This window comes from Nonomuraea sp. NPDC051941, assembly GCF_044593615.1.
Genome location: NZ_JBIUCF010000027.1, coordinates 141574 through 159089, shown reverse-complemented (window position 1 = coordinate 159089; position 17516 = coordinate 141574). Strand labels below are relative to the sequence as shown.

At 72.3% G+C, this 17516-nt stretch carries 14 protein-coding genes; 6 read left to right on the top strand and 8 right to left on the bottom strand.

What is annotated here, in order from left to right:
- Positions 1–3: 3 nt before the first annotated feature.
- The 4 genes from ACIHFD_RS38005 to ACIHFD_RS37990 are packed head-to-tail and all read right to left on the bottom strand — an operon-like array spanning position 4 to position 3907.
- On the bottom strand, positions 4–585 hold the full coding sequence (locus tag ACIHFD_RS38005; protein ID WP_350740995.1) for an ATP/GTP-binding protein: 582 nt from the start codon (positions 583–585) through the stop codon (positions 4–6).
- Positions 566–916, bottom strand: coding sequence for a DUF742 domain-containing protein (locus ACIHFD_RS38000; protein WP_363982148.1), 351 nt, complete (start codon positions 914–916; stop codon positions 566–568). The genes ACIHFD_RS38005 and ACIHFD_RS38000 overlap by 20 nt, the downstream gene beginning before the upstream one ends.
- Positions 913–1338, bottom strand: coding sequence for a roadblock/LC7 domain-containing protein (locus ACIHFD_RS37995; RefSeq protein WP_364257225.1), 426 nt, complete (start codon positions 1336–1338; stop codon positions 913–915). The genes ACIHFD_RS38000 and ACIHFD_RS37995 overlap by 4 nt, the downstream gene beginning before the upstream one ends.
- Positions 1319–3907: a nitrate- and nitrite sensing domain-containing protein gene (locus ACIHFD_RS37990; RefSeq protein ID WP_397371099.1), complete on the bottom strand. Its 2589-nt coding sequence runs from the start codon at positions 3905–3907 to the stop codon at positions 1319–1321. Before ACIHFD_RS37990 ends, ACIHFD_RS37995 begins: the two co-directional genes overlap by 20 nt.
- Before the next feature lie 561 nt (positions 3908–4468).
- Here ACIHFD_RS37990 and ACIHFD_RS37985 point away from each other — a divergent pair.
- The 3 genes from ACIHFD_RS37985 (at position 4469) to ACIHFD_RS37975 (ending at position 9400) form a co-directional block, all read left to right on the top strand.
- A complete protein-coding gene (locus tag ACIHFD_RS37985; protein WP_397371098.1) occupies positions 4469–5752 on the top strand; it encodes a YcaO-like family protein in 1284 nt (427 codons plus the stop codon).
- A gap of 68 nt (positions 5753–5820) precedes the next feature.
- On the top strand, positions 5821–7995 hold the full coding sequence (locus tag ACIHFD_RS37980; RefSeq protein ID WP_397371097.1) for an NACHT domain-containing protein: 2175 nt from the start codon (positions 5821–5823) through the stop codon (positions 7993–7995).
- 16 nt (positions 7996–8011) lie between these two features.
- On the top strand, positions 8012–9400 hold the full coding sequence (locus tag ACIHFD_RS37975) for an amino acid permease (protein WP_397371096.1): 1389 nt from the start codon (positions 8012–8014) through the stop codon (positions 9398–9400).
- 50 nt (positions 9401–9450) lie between these two features.
- Here the strand turns inward: ACIHFD_RS37975 and ACIHFD_RS37970 are convergent, their stop codons facing one another.
- A complete protein-coding gene (locus tag ACIHFD_RS37970; protein WP_397371095.1) occupies positions 9451–10728 on the bottom strand; it encodes a discoidin domain-containing protein in 1278 nt (425 codons plus the stop codon).
- 180 nt (positions 10729–10908) lie between these two features.
- On the opposite strand from ACIHFD_RS37970, the gene ACIHFD_RS37965 reads away from it, so the two are divergent.
- Entirely contained in the window at positions 10909–11328 is a 420-nt protein-coding gene (locus tag ACIHFD_RS37965; protein WP_397371094.1) for a CoA-binding protein, read from the top strand.
- Between the two features lie 19 nt (positions 11329–11347).
- Here ACIHFD_RS37965 and ACIHFD_RS37960 read toward each other — a convergent pair whose 3' ends face one another.
- Genes ACIHFD_RS37960 through ACIHFD_RS37950 form a run of 3 tightly spaced genes read right to left on the bottom strand, consistent with a single transcriptional unit; the run spans position 11348 to position 15314 of the window.
- The gene (locus tag ACIHFD_RS37960) at positions 11348–12850 is read right to left on the bottom strand and encodes a carboxyl transferase domain-containing protein (RefSeq protein WP_397371093.1); all 1503 of its coding nucleotides are present in this window, start codon (positions 12848–12850) and stop codon (positions 11348–11350) included.
- Positions 12835–14001: a CaiB/BaiF CoA transferase family protein gene (locus ACIHFD_RS37955; RefSeq protein WP_397371092.1), complete on the bottom strand. Its 1167-nt coding sequence runs from the start codon at positions 13999–14001 to the stop codon at positions 12835–12837. The genes ACIHFD_RS37960 and ACIHFD_RS37955 overlap by 16 nt, the downstream gene beginning before the upstream one ends.
- Positions 13998–15314, bottom strand: coding sequence for an SLC13 family permease (locus tag ACIHFD_RS37950; protein WP_397371091.1), 1317 nt, complete (start codon positions 15312–15314; stop codon positions 13998–14000). The genes ACIHFD_RS37955 and ACIHFD_RS37950 overlap by 4 nt, the downstream gene beginning before the upstream one ends.
- A gap of 99 nt (positions 15315–15413) precedes the next feature.
- Here ACIHFD_RS37950 and ACIHFD_RS37945 point away from each other — a divergent pair, with 99 nt between their 5' ends.
- Entirely contained in the window at positions 15414–16052 is a 639-nt protein-coding gene (locus tag ACIHFD_RS37945; RefSeq protein ID WP_364257198.1) for a GntR family transcriptional regulator, read from the top strand.
- Between the two features lie 150 nt (positions 16053–16202).
- Positions 16203–17483 (top strand): esterase-like activity of phytase family protein, encoded by a 1281-nt coding sequence (locus tag ACIHFD_RS37940; protein ID WP_397371090.1) that lies wholly within the window; start codon positions 16203–16205, stop codon positions 17481–17483.
- Positions 17484–17516: the final 33 nt, after the last annotated feature.

Here is a 17516-nt window from a genome sequence, read left to right as displayed (position 1 = left end):
GGCTCATCCGCCTTCCACCGCGTACTTCACCAAGGTGGTGAGCACCTCCTTGACCGACGCGCGGTCGCGGACGTCGCACAGCACGATCGGGATGCGCTCGTTCAGCGCGAGCGCCCGCCGCACCTTGGCCGGGTCGTGGCGGCGGGCCCCCTCGAAGCAGTTCACGCCGACCACGAACGGGACGCCGCGCTGCTCGAAGTAGTCCACCGCGGGGAAGCAGTCGCCCAGGCGGCGCGTGTCGGCGAGCACGACGGCGCCGAGCGCGCCGAGGGCCAGTTCGTCCCACATGAACCAGAAGCGGTCCTGCCCGGGAGTGCCGAACAGGTACAGCCACAGCCCGTCGCGGATGGTGATGCGGCCGAAGTCGAGCGCGACCGTGGTGGTGGTCTTGGACTCCACGCCCGAGGTGTCGTCCACCCCGATGCCCCGCTCGCTCAGCAGTTCCTCGGTGTGCAACGGCCGGATCTCGCTGATGGTGCCGACCAAGGTGGTCTTGCCGACGCCGAAGCCGCCCGCGATGAGGATCTTGATGGCCAAGGCCGAGGCGACGGCGGTCGTCCCCGGCTCAGAGGCTGCGTAGTCCATGCAGCACTTCCCTGTAGATGCGTTCGTCGATCGTCTGCGCCGCGGGGCGCGGGCGTTCGATGGTGACAAGGCCCTCTCGCCGCACATCGCTCAGGATCACCCGGGTGATGTTGAGCGGCAGCCTGAGGTGCGCCGCGACGTCGGCCACCGGCGTGGGCCTCTGGCACAGCGACAGCACGGCGCGATGCTCCGGGAGCAGCTCCGTGGGCTCGTAGGTGCCGGCGACCGTCGTGACGATGGCCACCAGATCGAACGCCTCGCCCTGCGGGCGCGCCCGGCCCCCGGTCAGCCCGAAGAGCCGGAGCAGCGGCCCGGGATCCTCCCCGGTCACTGTCTCGCGCCGTTCCAGGCGGGTGCCGGTGCCGCTCCCCTCGGCTGCGCGGAGAGGTGCTCGCCGACCCGCTTGACCATGAGCGCCATCTCGTACGTGACCATGCCCAGCTCGGCGTCGCCCGTGGCGAGCACGGCCAGCCGGGCGCCCTGGCCGGCCGCGGTGACGAACAGGAAGCCGTCCTCCATCTCGATGATCGTCTGCCGTACGCCGCCCAGGCCGAAGTGGCGCCCGGCGCCCATGGCCAGGCTGTGGCTGCCGGCGGAGATGGCGGACAGGTGCTCGGCGTCCTCCCGGGTCAAGCCCCGGGAGCCGCCCATGGCCAGCCCGTCGGCGGACAGCACGATGGCGTGCCGGATGCCGGGGACGCGCTGGGTGAGGTCGTCCAGCAGCCAGCTCAGTTCACTTCTGGGGTCGGGCATCGGGATGGTCGTCCTTTCGGTTCCACACGTCCGGTCCCTGCTCCGCCTGGCGACGGCCTTGCTGCCAGCCGCGTTGCATGGACGACATGAGTTGTGCGAGCTCCTCCGGCGAGCGCGCCGAGGTGCTGCGCCGGTCCGCGCGTCTGGCGGAACGGAGCTGGGGAGCGAGGCTGGCCTGCGGTACCCGCATCGGCAGCCCGTCGAGGTCTTCGTCCGCGTCCTCGGCCGGCACGGTGACGCTCCAGTCGGCGGGCGGGCCGGGCGGGGTGGCGGGGCCGGGGACCGGCGTCGGAATCCGGATCGGTCCAGTGGCGGGCCCGCTGTCCGGTTCCTCCGGGAGCCCGTCCACGAGCCCGTCCGCAGGTCCGCCCGCGAGTCCATTCGCGAGTCCGTCCGTGAGCCCGTTGGAGGACGAGCCCGTGAGCCCGTTCGCGGAGCCGTTCACAGGCCCACTCACTGGCCCGGCCTGGATGATCGGGGTCGGCGCGGGCCCGGCCTCGAACCAGGTCCCGCGCTCCGGGGCGCGGGCGGGCGCGTCCGGCCCGAGGGGCGGGAAGGGCTCAGGGGCGGCGGCCACCCCGCGGGACCGGGGCTCGGCGGGCCCGGTGCCGAGCGCGCGCATGGGCCTGGCTATGTGCGCGGCGACGCGGTCCGTGGCGGGCGCGACGAGGACCGGGGGCTGGAGGTTGACGAGCAGGGAGGCCGGCAGCAGCACGATCGCGGTGGTCCCGTCGTACGGCGAGCGGCGCAGCGAGACCTTGATCCCGTGCCGGCCCGCGAGCCTGGACACCACGAACAGGCCGAGCCGGTCGCTGTCGGCCAGGTCGAACTCCGGCGGGTCGGCCAGCCGGGAGTTGAGCTCGTCGAGGGTGGAGTGGTTCAGCCCCAGACCCCGGTCCTCCACCTCCAGCGCGAAGCCGTTGGCCGCGGTCATGCTGCGGATGTGCACGGTCGTGTCGGGCGGGGAGAAGACGGTGGCGTTCTCCACCAGCTCGGCGACCAGGTGGATCACGTCGGTGACGGCGGGGCCGACCAGCAGCGGGGCGTTCGGCATCGGTACGACGGTGACGCGGGTGTAGTCCTCGACCTCCAGCCCCGCCGCGCGTACGACGTCGAACAGCGGCACCGGGTCGCGCCAGCGCCGCGCGGGGGCGGAGTCGGACAGGATGATCAGGTTCTCGGCGTGCCGCCGCATGCGGGTGGTCAGGTGGTCGAGCTTGAACAGGTCCTCCAGGACCTCCGGCTCCTCGACCCGGCGTTCCATGGTGTCGAGCAGCGTGAGCTGGCGGTGGAGCAGCGCCTGGTTGCGCCGGGCCAGGTTGAGGAAGACCAGGCCGACGCCCTTGCGCAGGGTCGCCTGGCCCACCGCCGCCTCGACCGCCGTACGGCGTACGGCGGAGAAGGCGTGCACTACCCGGTCGACCTCGGCGGTGTCGGCGCGGTCGAGGCCGGGCGCCTCGGTGGCCGGGTCCACGTCGTCGCCGCGGCGCAGCCGCTCGACCAGCCGGGGCAGCCGCCGCTCGGCCAGCTCCACGGCCGACTCCTGCAGCCGGCTGAGCTCGGTGATCAGCGAGCGGCCGAACCGGTACGACAGCGCCACCGACGCCACCACCGCGAACAGCCCCAGGAGCAGGACCAGGCCGATCCGCCAGTACGCGCCGGACTTCTGGGACTGCGCCTCCTCCGCGGTGCGGGCCAGCTCCGTCTGCGTGTCGCGGCTGATCGCGCCGAAGATGGCGTCGGCGTCCCGCTTCCACACGGTGGGGTCCACGGGCGGCGCGCCGCCGCTGGTGTCCCAGCCGAACAGCAGGTCCTCCGCGTCCACCAGCCGCTTGAACGACGCGCTGGCGATCAGCCGGTCGTAGTTCGCCCGCAGTTCGGGGCCGACGTCGCGCTCGGCGTTGGCGAAGACGAGCCGGCGGCTGGTCATCGCGGAGACGAACGACGCCCGGTCCCTGGGGGTCATCTTGTGGTGCACGATCGTGGTGGTGAGGACGGCGTGCTCACGGCCCAGATACTCGGCCGCGGCGCTGTAGGCCGCCATGCCGCGCACCGCCTGGTAGGACGAGACGTCGCTGAGCGCGTCGCGGTCGCTGAACTGCCCGTTGGCGACGCTGATCAGGTTGTTGTACGCCTCGATGATGGTCAGCGGCGGGGCCAGCACGCCGCCGTCGGCCGAATCGCGCAGCGACTGCAGCCCGTCGAGCGCCTGCAGCAGCGCCTGCACCTGGGCCGGGGTCTCCCCGTCCGCCGCCCCGACGTCGAGGGCGCTGATCACCTCGCGCAGGCGCTTGGCCTTGCCGTCGGTGATCCGGCGCTGCTCGGCCAGCGGCTCGTACGAGCCGGTGCCGCGAACCGCCTCCGCCGAGAGCTGGCGCTCCCGCTGTAACTCGACGATCAGCTGCAGCACCGGCGACCCGATGCCCTCCCAGCGGTCCTGCGCCTGGGAGACGGTGACGATCTCCTCAACGCTGGAGTAGGCGATGAACCCCCACAGGGCGACCATCGAGACCAGCGGAAGCAGGAGAATCCTGAGCAGCTTGGTACGGATCGGCGGGGGCGAACTCATCCATCATGTCCAATTCCGCGCACCGGATGATGCGCCGCCGGGCAGTCGCGAACCGGCACTACCCCGAGAATGTCCGCCACGACTGGCACGCCTGTGGTGCGTCCACTATGCCGATGGGCCAGATGTACTTCAAGGTACAGATGCGAAGAAACATCACGAATGGCGGGTTGACTCTTTGTCAGCACACGGTTCGTGACCGTAACGGCCGCCATCTCACCCAGAGTGACGATCTTGGGACTCCTGATGACAGGGGCGGGTACCCACCCCGGCTGCGGCCATCCCCCAGAAAATGTAAATAAGTCCGCAAATAGCCTTTCTAGGCTTTTGCAGAGGCGGCGCTACAATTAAGGCAGAAAGGAAGGGGGAGGCTCATGGGAAATGTCGTGGACTATATCGTGACCGAGTCGCTGGATCGCGCGACCCAGCACCTGACCCAGGCCGAACTCGACCGGCTGGGCGAGCTGCTGTCCGCCACGACCGGCGATGGCAGAAGGTAGGCCGCGTCGATTTCCGAAATCCCCGCGACGGGCGGGGCGGCCGTTCTGCGCGGCGGAACGAGCGGTGCCGCTGGACGAGGCCGGGAGGCGGGCGTCCGCGGCACTGACCGCGCTCGGCCTGCGGGCGGAGCTCGTGGACGCGGGCGACGGCCGCGACCCGACCGCCTGGTGGTGCCGCCTGCTCGGCGGCGCTGGGGACCCCTCGCCGGTCGCGTGCGGGATGGGCAAAGGACGCCCGGACGAGGCCCGCGTGGGCGCTCTGTTCGAGGCCGTCGAGCACTACCTCACCGGCCCGGCCGGGTTCGACCCCGCCGCCGTGCGGCCCGTCGCGCCCGCCGCCCTCGCCACGGGCCCGCTGCGGGGGGACGCCTGCGCGCTGCTGCTGACCGGGACGCCCGGCCGGCGGATGGCCTGCCTGCGCTATCGCCTCCTCGACGGGCCACCCCTCCCCCACAGGCGCGTCGACGCGCTGGTGCCGCTGTTCCTGTCGGCCCCCTGGTACGCCGAGACCGGCGCCGCGCCGCTGCGCGAGCTGGCCGGTGACGACTGCGACTACGCCGACCTGATGCGCTACAGCTGCAACAGCGGCTCGGCCGTCGGCATCACCGCCGCCGAGGCGCTGCTGCACGCCCTCAACGAGGCCGTGGAGCGGGACGCCCTGTCGCTGCTCCTCGTACGCGCCTTCCTGGGCGGGGACGGCTTCCGGCTCAGGCTGATCGACCCGGGGACGCTTCCGCCCGGCCTCGCGCGGGCCTACGCGACGGCGGAGGAGCTGACCGGGTCACCGGTGCACCTGCTGGACATCACCAGCGACCTCGGCGTGCCGACGATGCTGGCGTACACGGCTCCGGCCGACCGCCGTCCGCACCGGCGCGGCGGCGGCACCTCGCTGGACCCGGCGTACGCCGCCTGGCGGGCGCTCACGGAGCTCGTCCAGGCCACGCTCGGCGAGGGTCTGCCGCACTCCGGAGCCGTACGCGGCGATCTGGCCGGGCTGGCGGCGCACCCCGCGCTGCACGCGTGCGGACGGTTCGACCTCACCGACGCCCTGCGAGAGGCGCAGGTGGCCCCCTATCCGCAGGCCGCCGCGGCGGCCGGGACTCCCGGCGCCCAGCTGCGGAAGGTGGCCGCGATGCTGGCCGCGCGGGGCCACCCGGCCTACCACCGCATGGTGCGCGTCCTCCCCTGCGGGATCACCGCCGTGCACGTGATCGTGCCGGATCTGGAGCGGTTCATGCTGGTCACCGACGGCAACCTCGTCCTGCCCGGCCGCAGGGGGCTGGCCGTCGCGGCCGGACGGGTTTCCGAATCGATGCCACAGGATTGGCGACCCCCATCGATGAGGTGAATGGTTTTTCCGCTTTATCGACCTTGCGTGGAGAATTACCAGCCTCTTTATCCGCACATACTGGATTTATGGGCGCACGATATTGGCAGAATCGCCAGGCCAAGATGTCGGTGGTGCTCGGCGTTCTGCTCCTGGCCCTGGCCACCATGATCCTGACCGTGGCCACCCGATTGCCGAAGGACTGGGGGATCACGGCCGGATCCGCTCAGATCATCGCGGCGGTGACGGGCGCGATAGGGCTGGGCAACGGCCTGGTGCAGTTCCTGACCTGGTGGCGCAAGCGGGGCGCGGCCACCGCCGCCCCCACCTCGGCCGACGTCGCCACCGCCAAAGACGTCCTCTCCGGGCTGGTGACCCAGCAGTGGCGCGACGAGACGGTCCTGCGCTCGCTGTGCGATCCCGAGCCCATGCCGCTGCCCTGGCACTCGACCGAGCGCCGCGAGCTCGCCGACCGTCCCGAGATCATCGCCAAGGGCACCGTGGCCTTCCCCGGCCTGGACGTGCACATCGCGGACATGGCACGTAACTTCCGCGCCCTGCGCTGCCGCCGGCTGGTCATCCTGGGCGGCCCGGGCACCGGCAAGACCACCCTGGCCGTGCAGCTCGTCCTCGAACTGCTGCGCACGCGGAAGCCGGAGGAGCCCGTCCCGGTGCTGCTGTCGGCCGCCCGCTGGGACGACCGCCTCTATGGGCGGCTGCAGGACTGGCTGGCCGCGAGCCTGGCGCTGGACTATCCGGCGCTGCGCGCGGAGGGCCTCGGCACGGACATGCCGGAGACGCTCGTGGCCCGGGGCGAGGTGCTACCCGTCATCGACGGCCTGGACGAGCTGCCCGACACCGCCCGCGCGGACATGCTGACCGCGCTGAACCGGTCGATGTACGAGACCGACCAGCTCATCCTCACCTGCCGTACCGACCAGTTCGCCGAGTCCGTCGAGGAGATCGGCGACGCCCTCACGGCGGCGGCGGTCATCGAGCCACAGCCCATGTCCCCCGCCGCGTCGGCCGACTACCTGGAGGCGTGCCTGCCGCCGGTGCCCCACTCCGTCTGGCCCCAGGTCCTGGAGGAGCTGCGCAAGGGCACCGTCCCCGCACTGTCCGAGGTCACCTCGACGTCTCTGGGGCTCTGGCTGGTCCGCGCCACCTACATCGCGCCGCGGGTGGATCCGACGCCGCTGCTGGCGCTCGGGCGCGGCAGCGCGGCGACGTTGCACGACCATCTGTGCGACCAGCTCATCCCGGCTCTGGTGAGCACGCGTACGCCCGCCGAGGGCCCGCCGCAGCCCTTCCGGCCCCAGCACGCCTGGACGCCGGAGCAGGTCGACCGCTGGCTCACGTACCTGTCCCGCCAGCTCGAGCGCAACGAGGAGGACCCGCGCGACGTGGCGTGGTGGCACCTGGCCCGCTACACCTCCAGCCGCACGGTCCGGTTCGGGGCCGCCGCCGTGATCGGGGTCGTGGTCGGGCTGGCCTTCGGGCTGCTGACGAAGTCGCTCTTCTTCAGCGCGATGGCCGGCCTGTTCTCCGCGCTCGTGGCCGAGACCCTGATCGGCTCCTGGTTCACCGAGTCGCCGGGCCACGCCGACTTCCACCTGCGCGGCAGGCTCGCCGAGCTCCTTCCCGCCCTCCGGGACGGGCTGATCGTCGGAGCCCTGGGGGCCATCGTCGGCTGGCTCATGGCCTACGCGAGCGGGAAGCCGGTCTTCGCCCTGAGATCCTCGGTGCAGATCGGGCTGCTGTCCTTCGTCGGGTTCGTCGCCCTGCTCAGCCTGATCCGCTGGGTCGAGAGCCCAACCGCCGACCTGACGGCCAGATCCCCGCGCTCGACCTGGCAGGCCGACCGGAACCTGACCGCCATCCGGATCATCGGCGGGCTCGTGGTCGGGCTCGCCACCGCGGGCGTCCTGCTGTACTCGGGGATCCCCCCGGACATGTCGATCCTGGTCGGCCTGGTGCTGGGGCTGCTGTTCGGGCTCGTCCTGGGCCGCCACCACGCCTGGCTGGCCTACAAGCTGACGATCCCCCGCCTGGCCACCCGGGGGAGCCTGCCGCTGCGGGCGATGGACTTCCTGGACGACGCCCACCGGCTGGGCCTGCTGCGCACGGAAGGGCCGTACTACCAGTTCCGGCATGTCGAGCTGCAGCAGCACCTCGCGGACGGGCGGCACGTGGCGCCCGTGACCCCGCCCACCAGGGCTCCTTCGCATAGGGACGGCCCTGGTGGGCAGGACGGACGCACATAGTCGCATCGGGGGCGTCATGACAACTTCAGGAGGCGTCTTCAGACGCAAACCGGTGGAGCTCATCGCCACCGAGCACGAGGGCGAGCTGGCCAGGACGCTCGGGTTGTGGCAGCTCACCGCCATCGGCGTGGGCGGCATCATCGGCGCGGGCATCTTCGCCCTGGCCGGCGCGGTCGCCAACCAGACCGCGGGGCCGGCCGTGCTCGTCTCGTTCCTCATCGCGGGGATCGCCAGCGCCGCCGCCGCGTTCTCGTACGCCGAGTTCGCGGGCCTGATCCCGAAGGCCGGGTCCGCCTACACCTACGGGTACGCGGTCCTCGGGGAGATCGTCGGCTGGTGCATCGGCTGGGACCTGCTGCTGGAGTACACCGCCATCGTCGCGGTCGTGGCCATCGGCATCTCCGGCTACTTCGGCTTCCTCGTGGAGCAGCTCGGCTTCACGCTGCCCGCGTGGATGCTCGGCGCGCCCGGCACCGGCGCGGGGCACGTGGTGGACCTGTTCGCGGCGATCCTGTGCCTGTTCATCGCCTTCCTGCTGAATCTCGGGATCCGCGCCGCGGCCAGGTTCGAGACGTCCGTGGTGGGCATCAAGGTCGCCGTCGTGCTGCTGGTGATCGTGGTCGGCTTCTTCTACATCAACCCGTACAACTACACGCCGTTCTTCCCGTTCGGGGTCAGCGGGGCGATCACCGGTGCCGCCACCGTGTTCTTCGCGGTGTTCGGCTACGACGCGATGAGCACCGCGGCCGAGGAGTCACGGGACGCGCAGCGGCACATGCCGAAGGCGATCATCTACTCGCTGGCCATCTCCATGGTCCTGTACGTGCTGGCCACGCTCGTGCTCACCGGCATGCAGAACTACCGGGAGATCGATCCCGAGAGCGGCTTCTCCTCGGCGTTCGCCTCCGTCGGGCTGCCCGGGCTCGCGTCCCTGATCGCGGCGGGCGCCGTGGTGGGCATCCTCACGGTCATGTTCACGTTCATGCTCGGCGTCACCCGGGTCTGGTTCTCGATGAGCCGGGACGGGCTGCTGCCGCACTGGTTCGCCAAGCTGCATCCGGTGCGCCGGGTGCCCACGCGGGTCACCTGGATCGTGGGCGTCGCGTCGGCGTTGATCGCCGGGTTCCTGCCCATCCGGGAGGCGGCCGAGCTGACGAACATCGGGATCCTGCTGGCGTTCGTGGTCGTGTGCGTGGCGGTGATCGTGCTCCGCTACCGGCAGCCCGACCTGCCGCGCCAGTTCCGCCTGCCGGGGATGCCGGTGGTGCCGGGCGTCGGGGCGCTCTTCTCGATCTGGCTGATCACGTTCCTGAGTCCGGTGACGTGGCTGCGCTTCGCCGTCTGGTTCCTGATCGGGCTGCTCATCTACTTCGCCTACAGCCGGCGCCACTCGGTGCTCAATTAGCCCGGACCGGGCACGGCCCCCTCTCGGGAGCCGTGCCCGGGTCACGTCGTTCAGAACGGGCAGGTGTCCGTCCACTGGGTCACCAGCGAGGTGTTGTTCCGGTCGGCGTCACGCACGCTGCCGCACAGGAACGGGGTGAAGCGGGCGTCGTCGCGCAGCCAGCGGCTGAAGAACGACACGATCCACTTGCCCTGCTTGGCCTTGTTGCCGTAGCCGGTCATCGGGCAGAGGTGGTCGCCGGGGACCTCGATGTACAGCTTCTCGGCCTGCGTCATGCTGTTGTACCAGGGCCTGGCGTACGTGCCGCCGGGCGCGGCGACGTCGCTCGCGCAGGTCAGGAAGAAGGTCGGCTTGGCGACCCCGGCGAAGCTCCCGCTCTGGTGGTAGGGCGCCAGCGGCACGCCCGCCCTGAACCGGGCGTCGTCGCGCAGCGCCACCATCGTGCCGCCGCCGCCCATGGAGTGGCCCGCGGCGCCGAGCACGCCGTTCAGCCTGCCCGAGATGGGGTTGCCGGTGGCGTTGCCGAGGTTGAGCAGCTGGGTGCCGGCCGCCCTGATCTGGGTGCCCCGCTGGTCGGGGCTGTCGGACAGCGTGTTGGTGTCGACGTTGAGGACGACGAAGCCCCAGGACGCCAGGCGCGGGCCGAGCCAGCTCAGGTTCTGCTGGGTGCCCTGGTAGCCCGGCATGAGCACGATGCCCGGATACGAGCCACTGGCCGTCGGATACGTGATCGTGCCCGCCTTGTAGCCGCTGGGGTTGGGGACGGTGTAGGTCGCGGTGGCCAGCGGGCCGGTGGTCGCCTCCAGCGACTGGGTGGTCGGGTCGGGGATGGTGCCCCCTGGAGGTGGCGTGGTGCCGCCCATCGTGCCGTAGACCTGGAACTCGAACAGCGAGTAGCCGTAGGCCGTGCCGCGGGCGGTGCCGTACATCCGTACGTACCGCCCGTTCCCGGTCACGGCGAGGGTCTGCGTCCCGCCGGTGCCGGTGCCGGTCGCGTAGACGGCGGTCCAGGTCAGGCCGTCGGCGGAGGTCTGGATCTGGAACGCCCTGCCGTACGCGGACTCCCAGCTGAGCACCACCTGGCTGATGGCGGCGGTGCCGCCGAGGTCGACCCGCAGCCACTGCGGGTCGCCGAAGGCGCTCGACCAGCGGGTGGCGGCGTTGCCGTCCACGGCCGCCGAGGCGGGCGTGCCGGCGTTCTCGGCGGACGACGCGGTGACGGGCTTGCCCTGGGACAGCAGCGGGTCGGCGACCGCCTGGGCGCTACCCGCGCCGCCGACCAGCGCGGCGGCGAGGGCCAGCGCGACGAAAACGAGAGAAGATCTCATGCTCTACCTCTGTGGAACGGGCGTGGCTTTCGCCAGCACGCGGACAGAAAGGCCGGTCGCGAGAGCGCTCTTCAACGCTCTGGACCATATGCGGAGGTCGACGGCGTCGAAAGCGCGGCAACCGCTGAGCGGAAGATGAATGCGGGAAGTTCCGGCGGGCGCGCCGTGTTGGTGCCGAGCATGGGAGACCGCTTCGCCGACGGCGACGTCATCAAGCGCCTGCTTCACGGGGCGCGGCACTGGGCCTTCGTGGGCCTGAGCGACAATCCGGAGCGCACGGCCTATGACCAGGCCCGGCTGCTCCAGGCTCGGGGCAGACGGGTCATTCCCGTCCATCCGGCCGCCGAGACCGTGCTGGGCGAGCCCGGGCACGCGTCGCTGGCCGAGGTGCCGGACCCGCTGGACGTGGTCGCCGTTTACCGGCGCGCCGAGCTGGCGGGGGAGTCGGTGGACGAGGCGATCGCGGCAGGGGCCAAGGCGATCTGGCTCCCGCTCGGCGTCATCGACGAGTCGGCCGCCGAACGCGCCCTGAGCGCCGGCCTCGACGTCGTCATGGACCGCTGTCCGGGCGTCGAATGGGCCCTGCGCAGAGACGCCTGAATGAGCGGTTGGGGCGCTTCTAGCCGGCCGCCTGGGCCCGGTCGCGGGTGGTGCCGAGGGCGCGGTAGCGCCGGAGCCGTTCGGTGAGCAGGTCGGGGCGGCGGCGCGGCAGCATCGCGGCGAGCTCCCGCTCCAGCTCGCGCCCGACGCGGCGGCAGAACGCCTCCGGTTCGTCGGCCGCGTCCGGGCGCTCGGGGACGACCCGGTCCGCGATGCCGTCGGCGACCAGGTCGGCGGAGCGCACACCCTGCGCGGCCGCCAGCTCCGGGGCGTGCTCGACGTCGCGGTGCACGATGGCGCTGGCGCCCTCGGGCGGCAGCGGTGACAGCCAGCCGTGCTGGGCGACGAGCACCCGGTCGCACGGGATCAGCGCGAGCGCGCCGCCGCCGCAGCCCTGGCCGAGCAGGATCGACAGCGTCGGCGCCTCAAGGGTGACGAGCTCGGACAGGCATCGGGCGATCTCGCCGGCCAGCCCGCCCTCCTCCGCCTCGGGGCTGAGCGCCGCGCCGGGGGTGTCGATGACGGTGACGAGCGGCAGGTTCAGCTCGTGCGCCAGGCGGAAGCCGCGCCGGGCCGCGCGCAGGGCCGCCGGGCCCATCGGCCCCACGTCGGTCTGGGTGCGCCGGTCCTGGCCGAGCAGCACGCACGAGATGCCGCCGAAGCGGGCCAGCGCCAGGTACAGCCCCGGGTCCTGCTCTCCCTCGCCGGTCCCGTTCAGCGGCAGGACGTCCGAGGCGGCGTAGCGGAGCAGCTGCCGGACGCCGGGCCGGTCGGCCCGCCTGGAGCGGGTGATCGACTCCCACGCGGGCACGTCCGGCAGCGGCTCGGACGGCGGCATCCCACCCAGGGGCGGCTCCACCGGTGGAGTCAGCAGGATGCGCAGCGCGCGGTCGGCGATCCCGGCCAGCGCCTGCGGCGGCAGCACGGCGTCGACCAGGCCGTGCCGGTACAGGTTCTCGGCGACCTGGACGCCCTCCGGGAACGGCTCGCCGTACAGGGACCGGTAGACGCGCGGGCCGAGGAAGCCGATCATCGCGCCGGGTTCGGCGGCCGTGACGTGGCCGAGCGAGCCCCACGAGGCGAGCACGCCGCCGAGGGTGGGATCGCGCAGGTAGACCAGGTACGGCAGGCCCGCGGCCTTGTGCTGCGTGACCGCGGCCGAGATCTTCACCATCTGCAGGAACGCCACCGTGCCCTCCTGCATCCGTGTGCCGCCCGAGGCGGGCGCGGCGAGCAGCGGCAGCCGCTCGGCGGTCGCCCGCTCCACGGCCGACACCAGGCGTTCGGCGGCGGCGACCCCGATGGATCCGGCGAGGAAGCCGAACTCGCAGGCGACGACGGCCACCCGGCGGCCGTGCAGCAGCCCCTCCCCCGTGATCACCGCCTCGTCCAGGCCCGTGCGCTGCCTGGCGGCGGTCACGTCGGCGTCCTCCACCGGCCCGAGCGGCCGATCCCAGCTGCGGAAGGAGCCGTCGTCGAGCGCGAGTTCGACGAGTTCGAGCGCGGTCATCCGGCCAGCCACGAGCGGATCTCCTCCTCGTCGGCATTCAGCACGGGAGGCGCGGCGTGGTCGGTCCGGGTGATCTCGACCTCGCCTTCCGGCCCGGCCGGGTCGAAGAACCGCAGCGGCGGGCCGGGCAGCGTGATCCCGCCGATGCCCGCGTGCTCGACGTCGATGAGCAGGCCCTGCGACCTGGTCTGCGGCCAGTCGTACACCTCGTCCAGGCTGCGCACCCGGCCGGCGGGCACGCCCGCGGCGGCCAGCCGGCGCAGCAGCTCGTCCGCGCCGAAGGGGGCGAAGGCGGCCTCGACCAGCTCGACCAGCCGCCGGCCCGCGGCCACCCGCTCCGCGTTCGTCGCCAGGCCGGGCTCCCGCGGGTCCAGGCCGAACTCGGCGCAGAAGCGCTGCCACAGTCCCTCGCTGCCCACCGCGATCTGCACGTGGCCGTCCCCGCACCGGAACAGCCCGTACGGGGCGATGGACGGGTGGTGGTTGCCCTGGGCGCGCCCGACCTCGCCGGCCACGGTCCAGCGGGTGCCCTGGAAGGCGTGCACCCCGACGATCCCGGCCAGCAGCGAGGTGCGCACGACCTGGCCGCGGCCGGTCCGCTCGCGTTCAAGCAGCGCGGAGACCACGCCGTACGCGCCGTACATGCCGGCCAGCAGGTCGCCGATCGGCACGCCGACCCGCTGCGGGTCGTCGGGCCCGGACCCGGTGAGCGACATCAGCCCGGCCTCGCCCTGCGCGATCTGGTCGTAGCCGGCCCGCCCGGCCTCCGGCCCGTCGTGGCCGAACCCGGTGATGGACAGCACGACCAGCCGCGGGTTGAGTTCGAGCAGGCGCGCGGTGGTGAAACCGAGCCGGTCGAGCACGCCGGCGCGGAAGTTCTCCAGCAGCACGTCCGCCTTGCGGATCAGGGCCTCGAGGGTGGCCCGGCCGTCCTCGTCCTTCAGGTCCAGGGCGATCGACTGCTTGTTGCGGTTGCACGACAGGAAGTACGTGGACTCGGAGCCGGCGAACGGCGGGCCCCAGCCCCGGGTGTCGTCGCCGCTCCCGGGCTGCTCCACCTTGATCACCCGCGCACCCAGGTCGCCGAGCATCATCGCGGCGTGCGGCCCGGCCAGCGCCCTGGTCAGGTCGACGACGACGTAACCGGCGAGCGGGCCGCTCATGACAGGCTCCCCGGCACGACGAGGATCACCCAGCACAGCACCGGCGCGACCACCATGATGGTCATGCCCCAGGTCATCAGGCGCTTGAAGACGTTGTCGCGTTCGGACACGTCCGCGTTCGCGACGACCAGGGCCCCATTCGTCGAGAACGGGCTGCAGTCGACCACCGAGGAGGAGATCGCCAGCGCCGTGACCAGCCCGACGGCGCCGACCTGACCGGTCTGCAGGAACGGCACGGCGAGCGGGATGAGCGCCCCGAGGATGCCGGTCGTCGAGGCGAAGGCGGAGACCACGGCACCGATGAGGCAGATCAGGAACGCGGCCACGAGCGGGGCGCCGACGTGGGCGACCCCGTCGCCGAGCCACTTCACCGTGCCCTGGTCCTCCAGCAGGGAGACGTAGGTGACGATGCCGCCGACGAGGAGCACCGTACCCCAGCTGATCTTGTCGACGGTGCCGCGGGCCGCGGAGGGGAAGATCAGCGTGAGCACGACCGCCACCGCCAGGGCTAGGAAGCCGATGTCGAGGTCGAAGACGAGCGCGCCCACGGCGAGCACGAGCAGGCCGACCAGCGTGAGGGAGCGCTGCGCGTCGAGGCGGGGCAGGGCGTCGTCGGCGGGGTCAGCGGCGGAGTCGCCCGCGGATCCGGTGGCGGCGCCTGCGCGCGCGAGGGTCGCGACCTGCTGCTTCGGCGTCTCGCGGTCGCGCTGCAGCAGCTTCGTGCCGCCCAGGGTGAGGAAGCCGACCAGGCTGATCAGCGCGCAGGCGCCCATCGCGCTGAAGAACAGCACGGCCGGGTTGCCCGGAAGGTGGCTCTTGTCCACGACGCCGTTGGTGATCGCGCCGAAGATGCCGATCGGCGAGAAGCTTCCGCCGGTGGCGCCCTGCACCACCATCAGGCCCATCATGACCGGGTTGATCCGGTAGCGGGCGGCGAAGCCCATGGCCACCGGGGCCACGATGGCCACCGCGGCCGGGCTGGCGGCGCCGATCGCCGTGATCGCGGCGCACACCACGAACATCACCCACGGCATCAGGGCGACGCGCCCGCGTACCGCGACCACGGCCCGGTGCACGATCCAGTCCACGGTGCCGTTGTTCCTGGCCAGCGCGAACAGGTACGTGACGCCGACCAGGATGACGAACAGGTTGGCCGGGAAGCCGCCGAGGACGTCCGACACCTCCACGCCGAACACCGCGGTGCCCACGACGAAAGCCGCCACGAGCGCCAGCGCCCCCATGTTGATGGACCGGACGGTGGCTATCAGGAACACCAACACCAATACAACCAACGCAACGACTTCCGCTGACATCGGCGACTCCTCGGGTCAGGTGACTCTCCGGTTACGTGCGTATTTCCGGATTGGCCTAGCCTCTGCGCCACTGCGCCGGATGTCAATAGACTGTCCCCCGTGACCAAGAAGCGCCCGCAGACCTCCGCGGTTCCCGAGCGGATGGAGCGTCCCCGCCTCTACGTGCAACTGGCCGACCACATCGCGCGCTTCATCGAGGCACAGGGGCTCTCCCCCGGCGACCGCTTGCCGCCCGAGCGTCGCCTGGCGGCCGAGCTCGGCGTCAGCCGGGCGACCCTGAGCCGCGCCCTGGTGGCGCTCGAGGTCCAGGGCATGGTCGAGGTCCAGCACGGCAACGGCGCCGTGGTGCTCGCGCCGGCGCTGCAGGAGACCCGGCAGGAGTCACCGCTGGACCCGGCGTTATCGCTGGCCGAGCGCGACCCGATGGAGCTCGCGCGGGCCCGCGAGGCGATCATGGCGGGGCTGGCGCGCAGCGCGGCGGCGCATCCCGACCGCAGCCTCCGGCTCGCCCTGCTCGACGCCGACGGCCGGCCGGTGCGCTTCTCCGACACCTGGCCCTGCGTGCGCAGGCTCGCGGGGGCGAGCCTGCTCGCCGATCTCGACGACCTGCTCTCGGAGGCCGCGCCGCTGGACGACGCCCGGGTCTCGGCCGAGCGCCTGACGGCTCTCGCCCGAGCCGTCGTGATCGGCGACGCCGACGCGGCGGCGGCCGCCTGCGCCTCCCTGCTCCGGGTCTGACCCACCGCGCGCCCAGGCGCCGTCACGCGACGGCGCCTGAGGTTGCCGTGCGGTGACGTCAACGCGCGTTCATGTGCGCTTCGGCGGCTGGACATCGAACCTCTGTAGGTTCCACCCCGAATCAGCACATTTGCCCCTAAGGGAAGCGCCATGTCTCGTCACCTTGTCGCCGCACTCGCCATCGGCACGGCGCTTGCCGGCTCACTCGCCGCGCCCGCCGCCGCCTCCCCCGTGAAGGAGCCGCGAATCCTGTCCGACGTGACGCTGCCCGCGCCGGACCTGGCCGCGTTCGAGCCCGGAATCGTCCAGGACTCCCGAGGGGTCAAGCTGGGCGGCGTCGGCAGCGGCCTGTACCCCGCCGGGCGCGACGGCGAGTACTGGATGGTGACCGACCGCGGCCCGAACGGCGAGCCGAAGGTCAACGGCGAGAAGCGGCGCACGTTCCCGGTGCCGGAGTTCGCGCCCGCGATCGTGCGCGTGGCCGTCCGGCACGGCACGGCGCGCATCGTGCGCAGCATCCCGCTGAAGAAGTCCGACGGCACGCCGATCACCGGCCTGTCCAACCAGTCCGGCCACGACGAGGCCCCCTACACCTGGGACGGCCTGACCACGCTCCCCTACGACCCGAACGGGCTGGACACCGAGGACATCGCCACGGACGGGCGCGGCGGCTTCTGGCTGGTGGACGAGTACTCCCCCTCGCTCCTGCACGTGGCCGGCGACGGGCGGATCCTGACCCGGTACGTGCCCAAGGGGCTCGGCCTGACCGGAGCCGGCTACCCCGTACGCGAGACGCTGCCCGCCATCTTCGCCAGTCGCCAGCAGAACCGCGGCATCGAGGCGCTCGGCGTCTCGCCCTCCGAGCGCGCCCTCTACCTGGCCGTGCAGAGCCCGCTGGCCAACCCCGACAAGAAGACCGGCAAGGCCTCCAGCATCGCCCGCATCCTGCGGGTGGACCTGCGGACCGGGCGGCCCACCGGCGAGTGGGCCTACAAGATGGAGGACGTCGCCACCTTCGACCCGGCCGCCGAGCAGGGCGACATGAAGATCTCCGCGCTCAGCGTGCTGAAGCCCGGCCGCCTGCTGCTCCAGGAGCGCACCGACGCCGTGGCCCGCCTCTACACCGTCGACCTCCGCAAGGCGACCGACCTCCTCGGCGGCCGCCACGACGACCCGGCGACCACGCCGTCGCTGGAGGCTTCCCTTCCCGCGGACGTCGCCGTGGCGGCCAAGTCGCTGACCGTGGACCTGGCGGCGATCGACGGGCTGCCCGGCAAGATCGAGGGTGTCGCGGTGCTCGACCCGAGGACCATCGCCATCGCCAACGACAACGACTTCGGCGTCGGCACCTTCGACGCGAACGGCCGCCTGGTGGACACCGGCATCCCCAGCCGCATCCTGACGATCCGCCTCCCCCGCCCGATCGGCTGAGCACCGCGGCCGGCCGTCCCGCTCGGCGCGACG

Excerpts from the sequence above, each read along its gene's own strand:
- ACIHFD_RS37980 (WP_397371097.1), top strand. The coding sequence starts at position 5,821 with ATGGGCGCACGATATTGGCAGAATCGCCAGGCCAAGATGTCGGTGGTG.
- ACIHFD_RS37990 (WP_397371099.1), bottom strand. The coding sequence starts at position 3,907 with ATGAGTTCGCCCCCGCCGATCCGTACCAAGCTGCTCAGGATTCTCCTG.
- ACIHFD_RS37955 (WP_397371092.1), bottom strand. The coding sequence starts at position 14,001 with ATGAGCGGCCCGCTCGCCGGTTACGTCGTCGTCGACCTGACCAGGGCG.
- ACIHFD_RS37950 (WP_397371091.1), bottom strand. The coding sequence starts at position 15,314 with ATGTCAGCGGAAGTCGTTGCGTTGGTTGTATTGGTGTTGGTGTTCCTG.
- ACIHFD_RS37940 (WP_397371090.1), top strand. The coding sequence starts at position 16,203 with ATGTCTCGTCACCTTGTCGCCGCACTCGCCATCGGCACGGCGCTTGCC.
- ACIHFD_RS37995 (WP_364257225.1), bottom strand. The coding sequence starts at position 1,338 with ATGCCCGACCCCAGAAGTGAACTGAGCTGGCTGCTGGACGACCTCACC.
- ACIHFD_RS38005 (WP_350740995.1), bottom strand. The coding sequence starts at position 585 with ATGGACTACGCAGCCTCTGAGCCGGGGACGACCGCCGTCGCCTCGGCC.
- ACIHFD_RS37975 (WP_397371096.1), top strand. The coding sequence starts at position 8,012 with ATGACAACTTCAGGAGGCGTCTTCAGACGCAAACCGGTGGAGCTCATC.
- ACIHFD_RS37965 (WP_397371094.1), top strand. The coding sequence starts at position 10,909 with ATGGGAGACCGCTTCGCCGACGGCGACGTCATCAAGCGCCTGCTTCAC.
- ACIHFD_RS37970 (WP_397371095.1), bottom strand. The coding sequence starts at position 10,728 with ATGAGATCTTCTCTCGTTTTCGTCGCGCTGGCCCTCGCCGCCGCGCTG.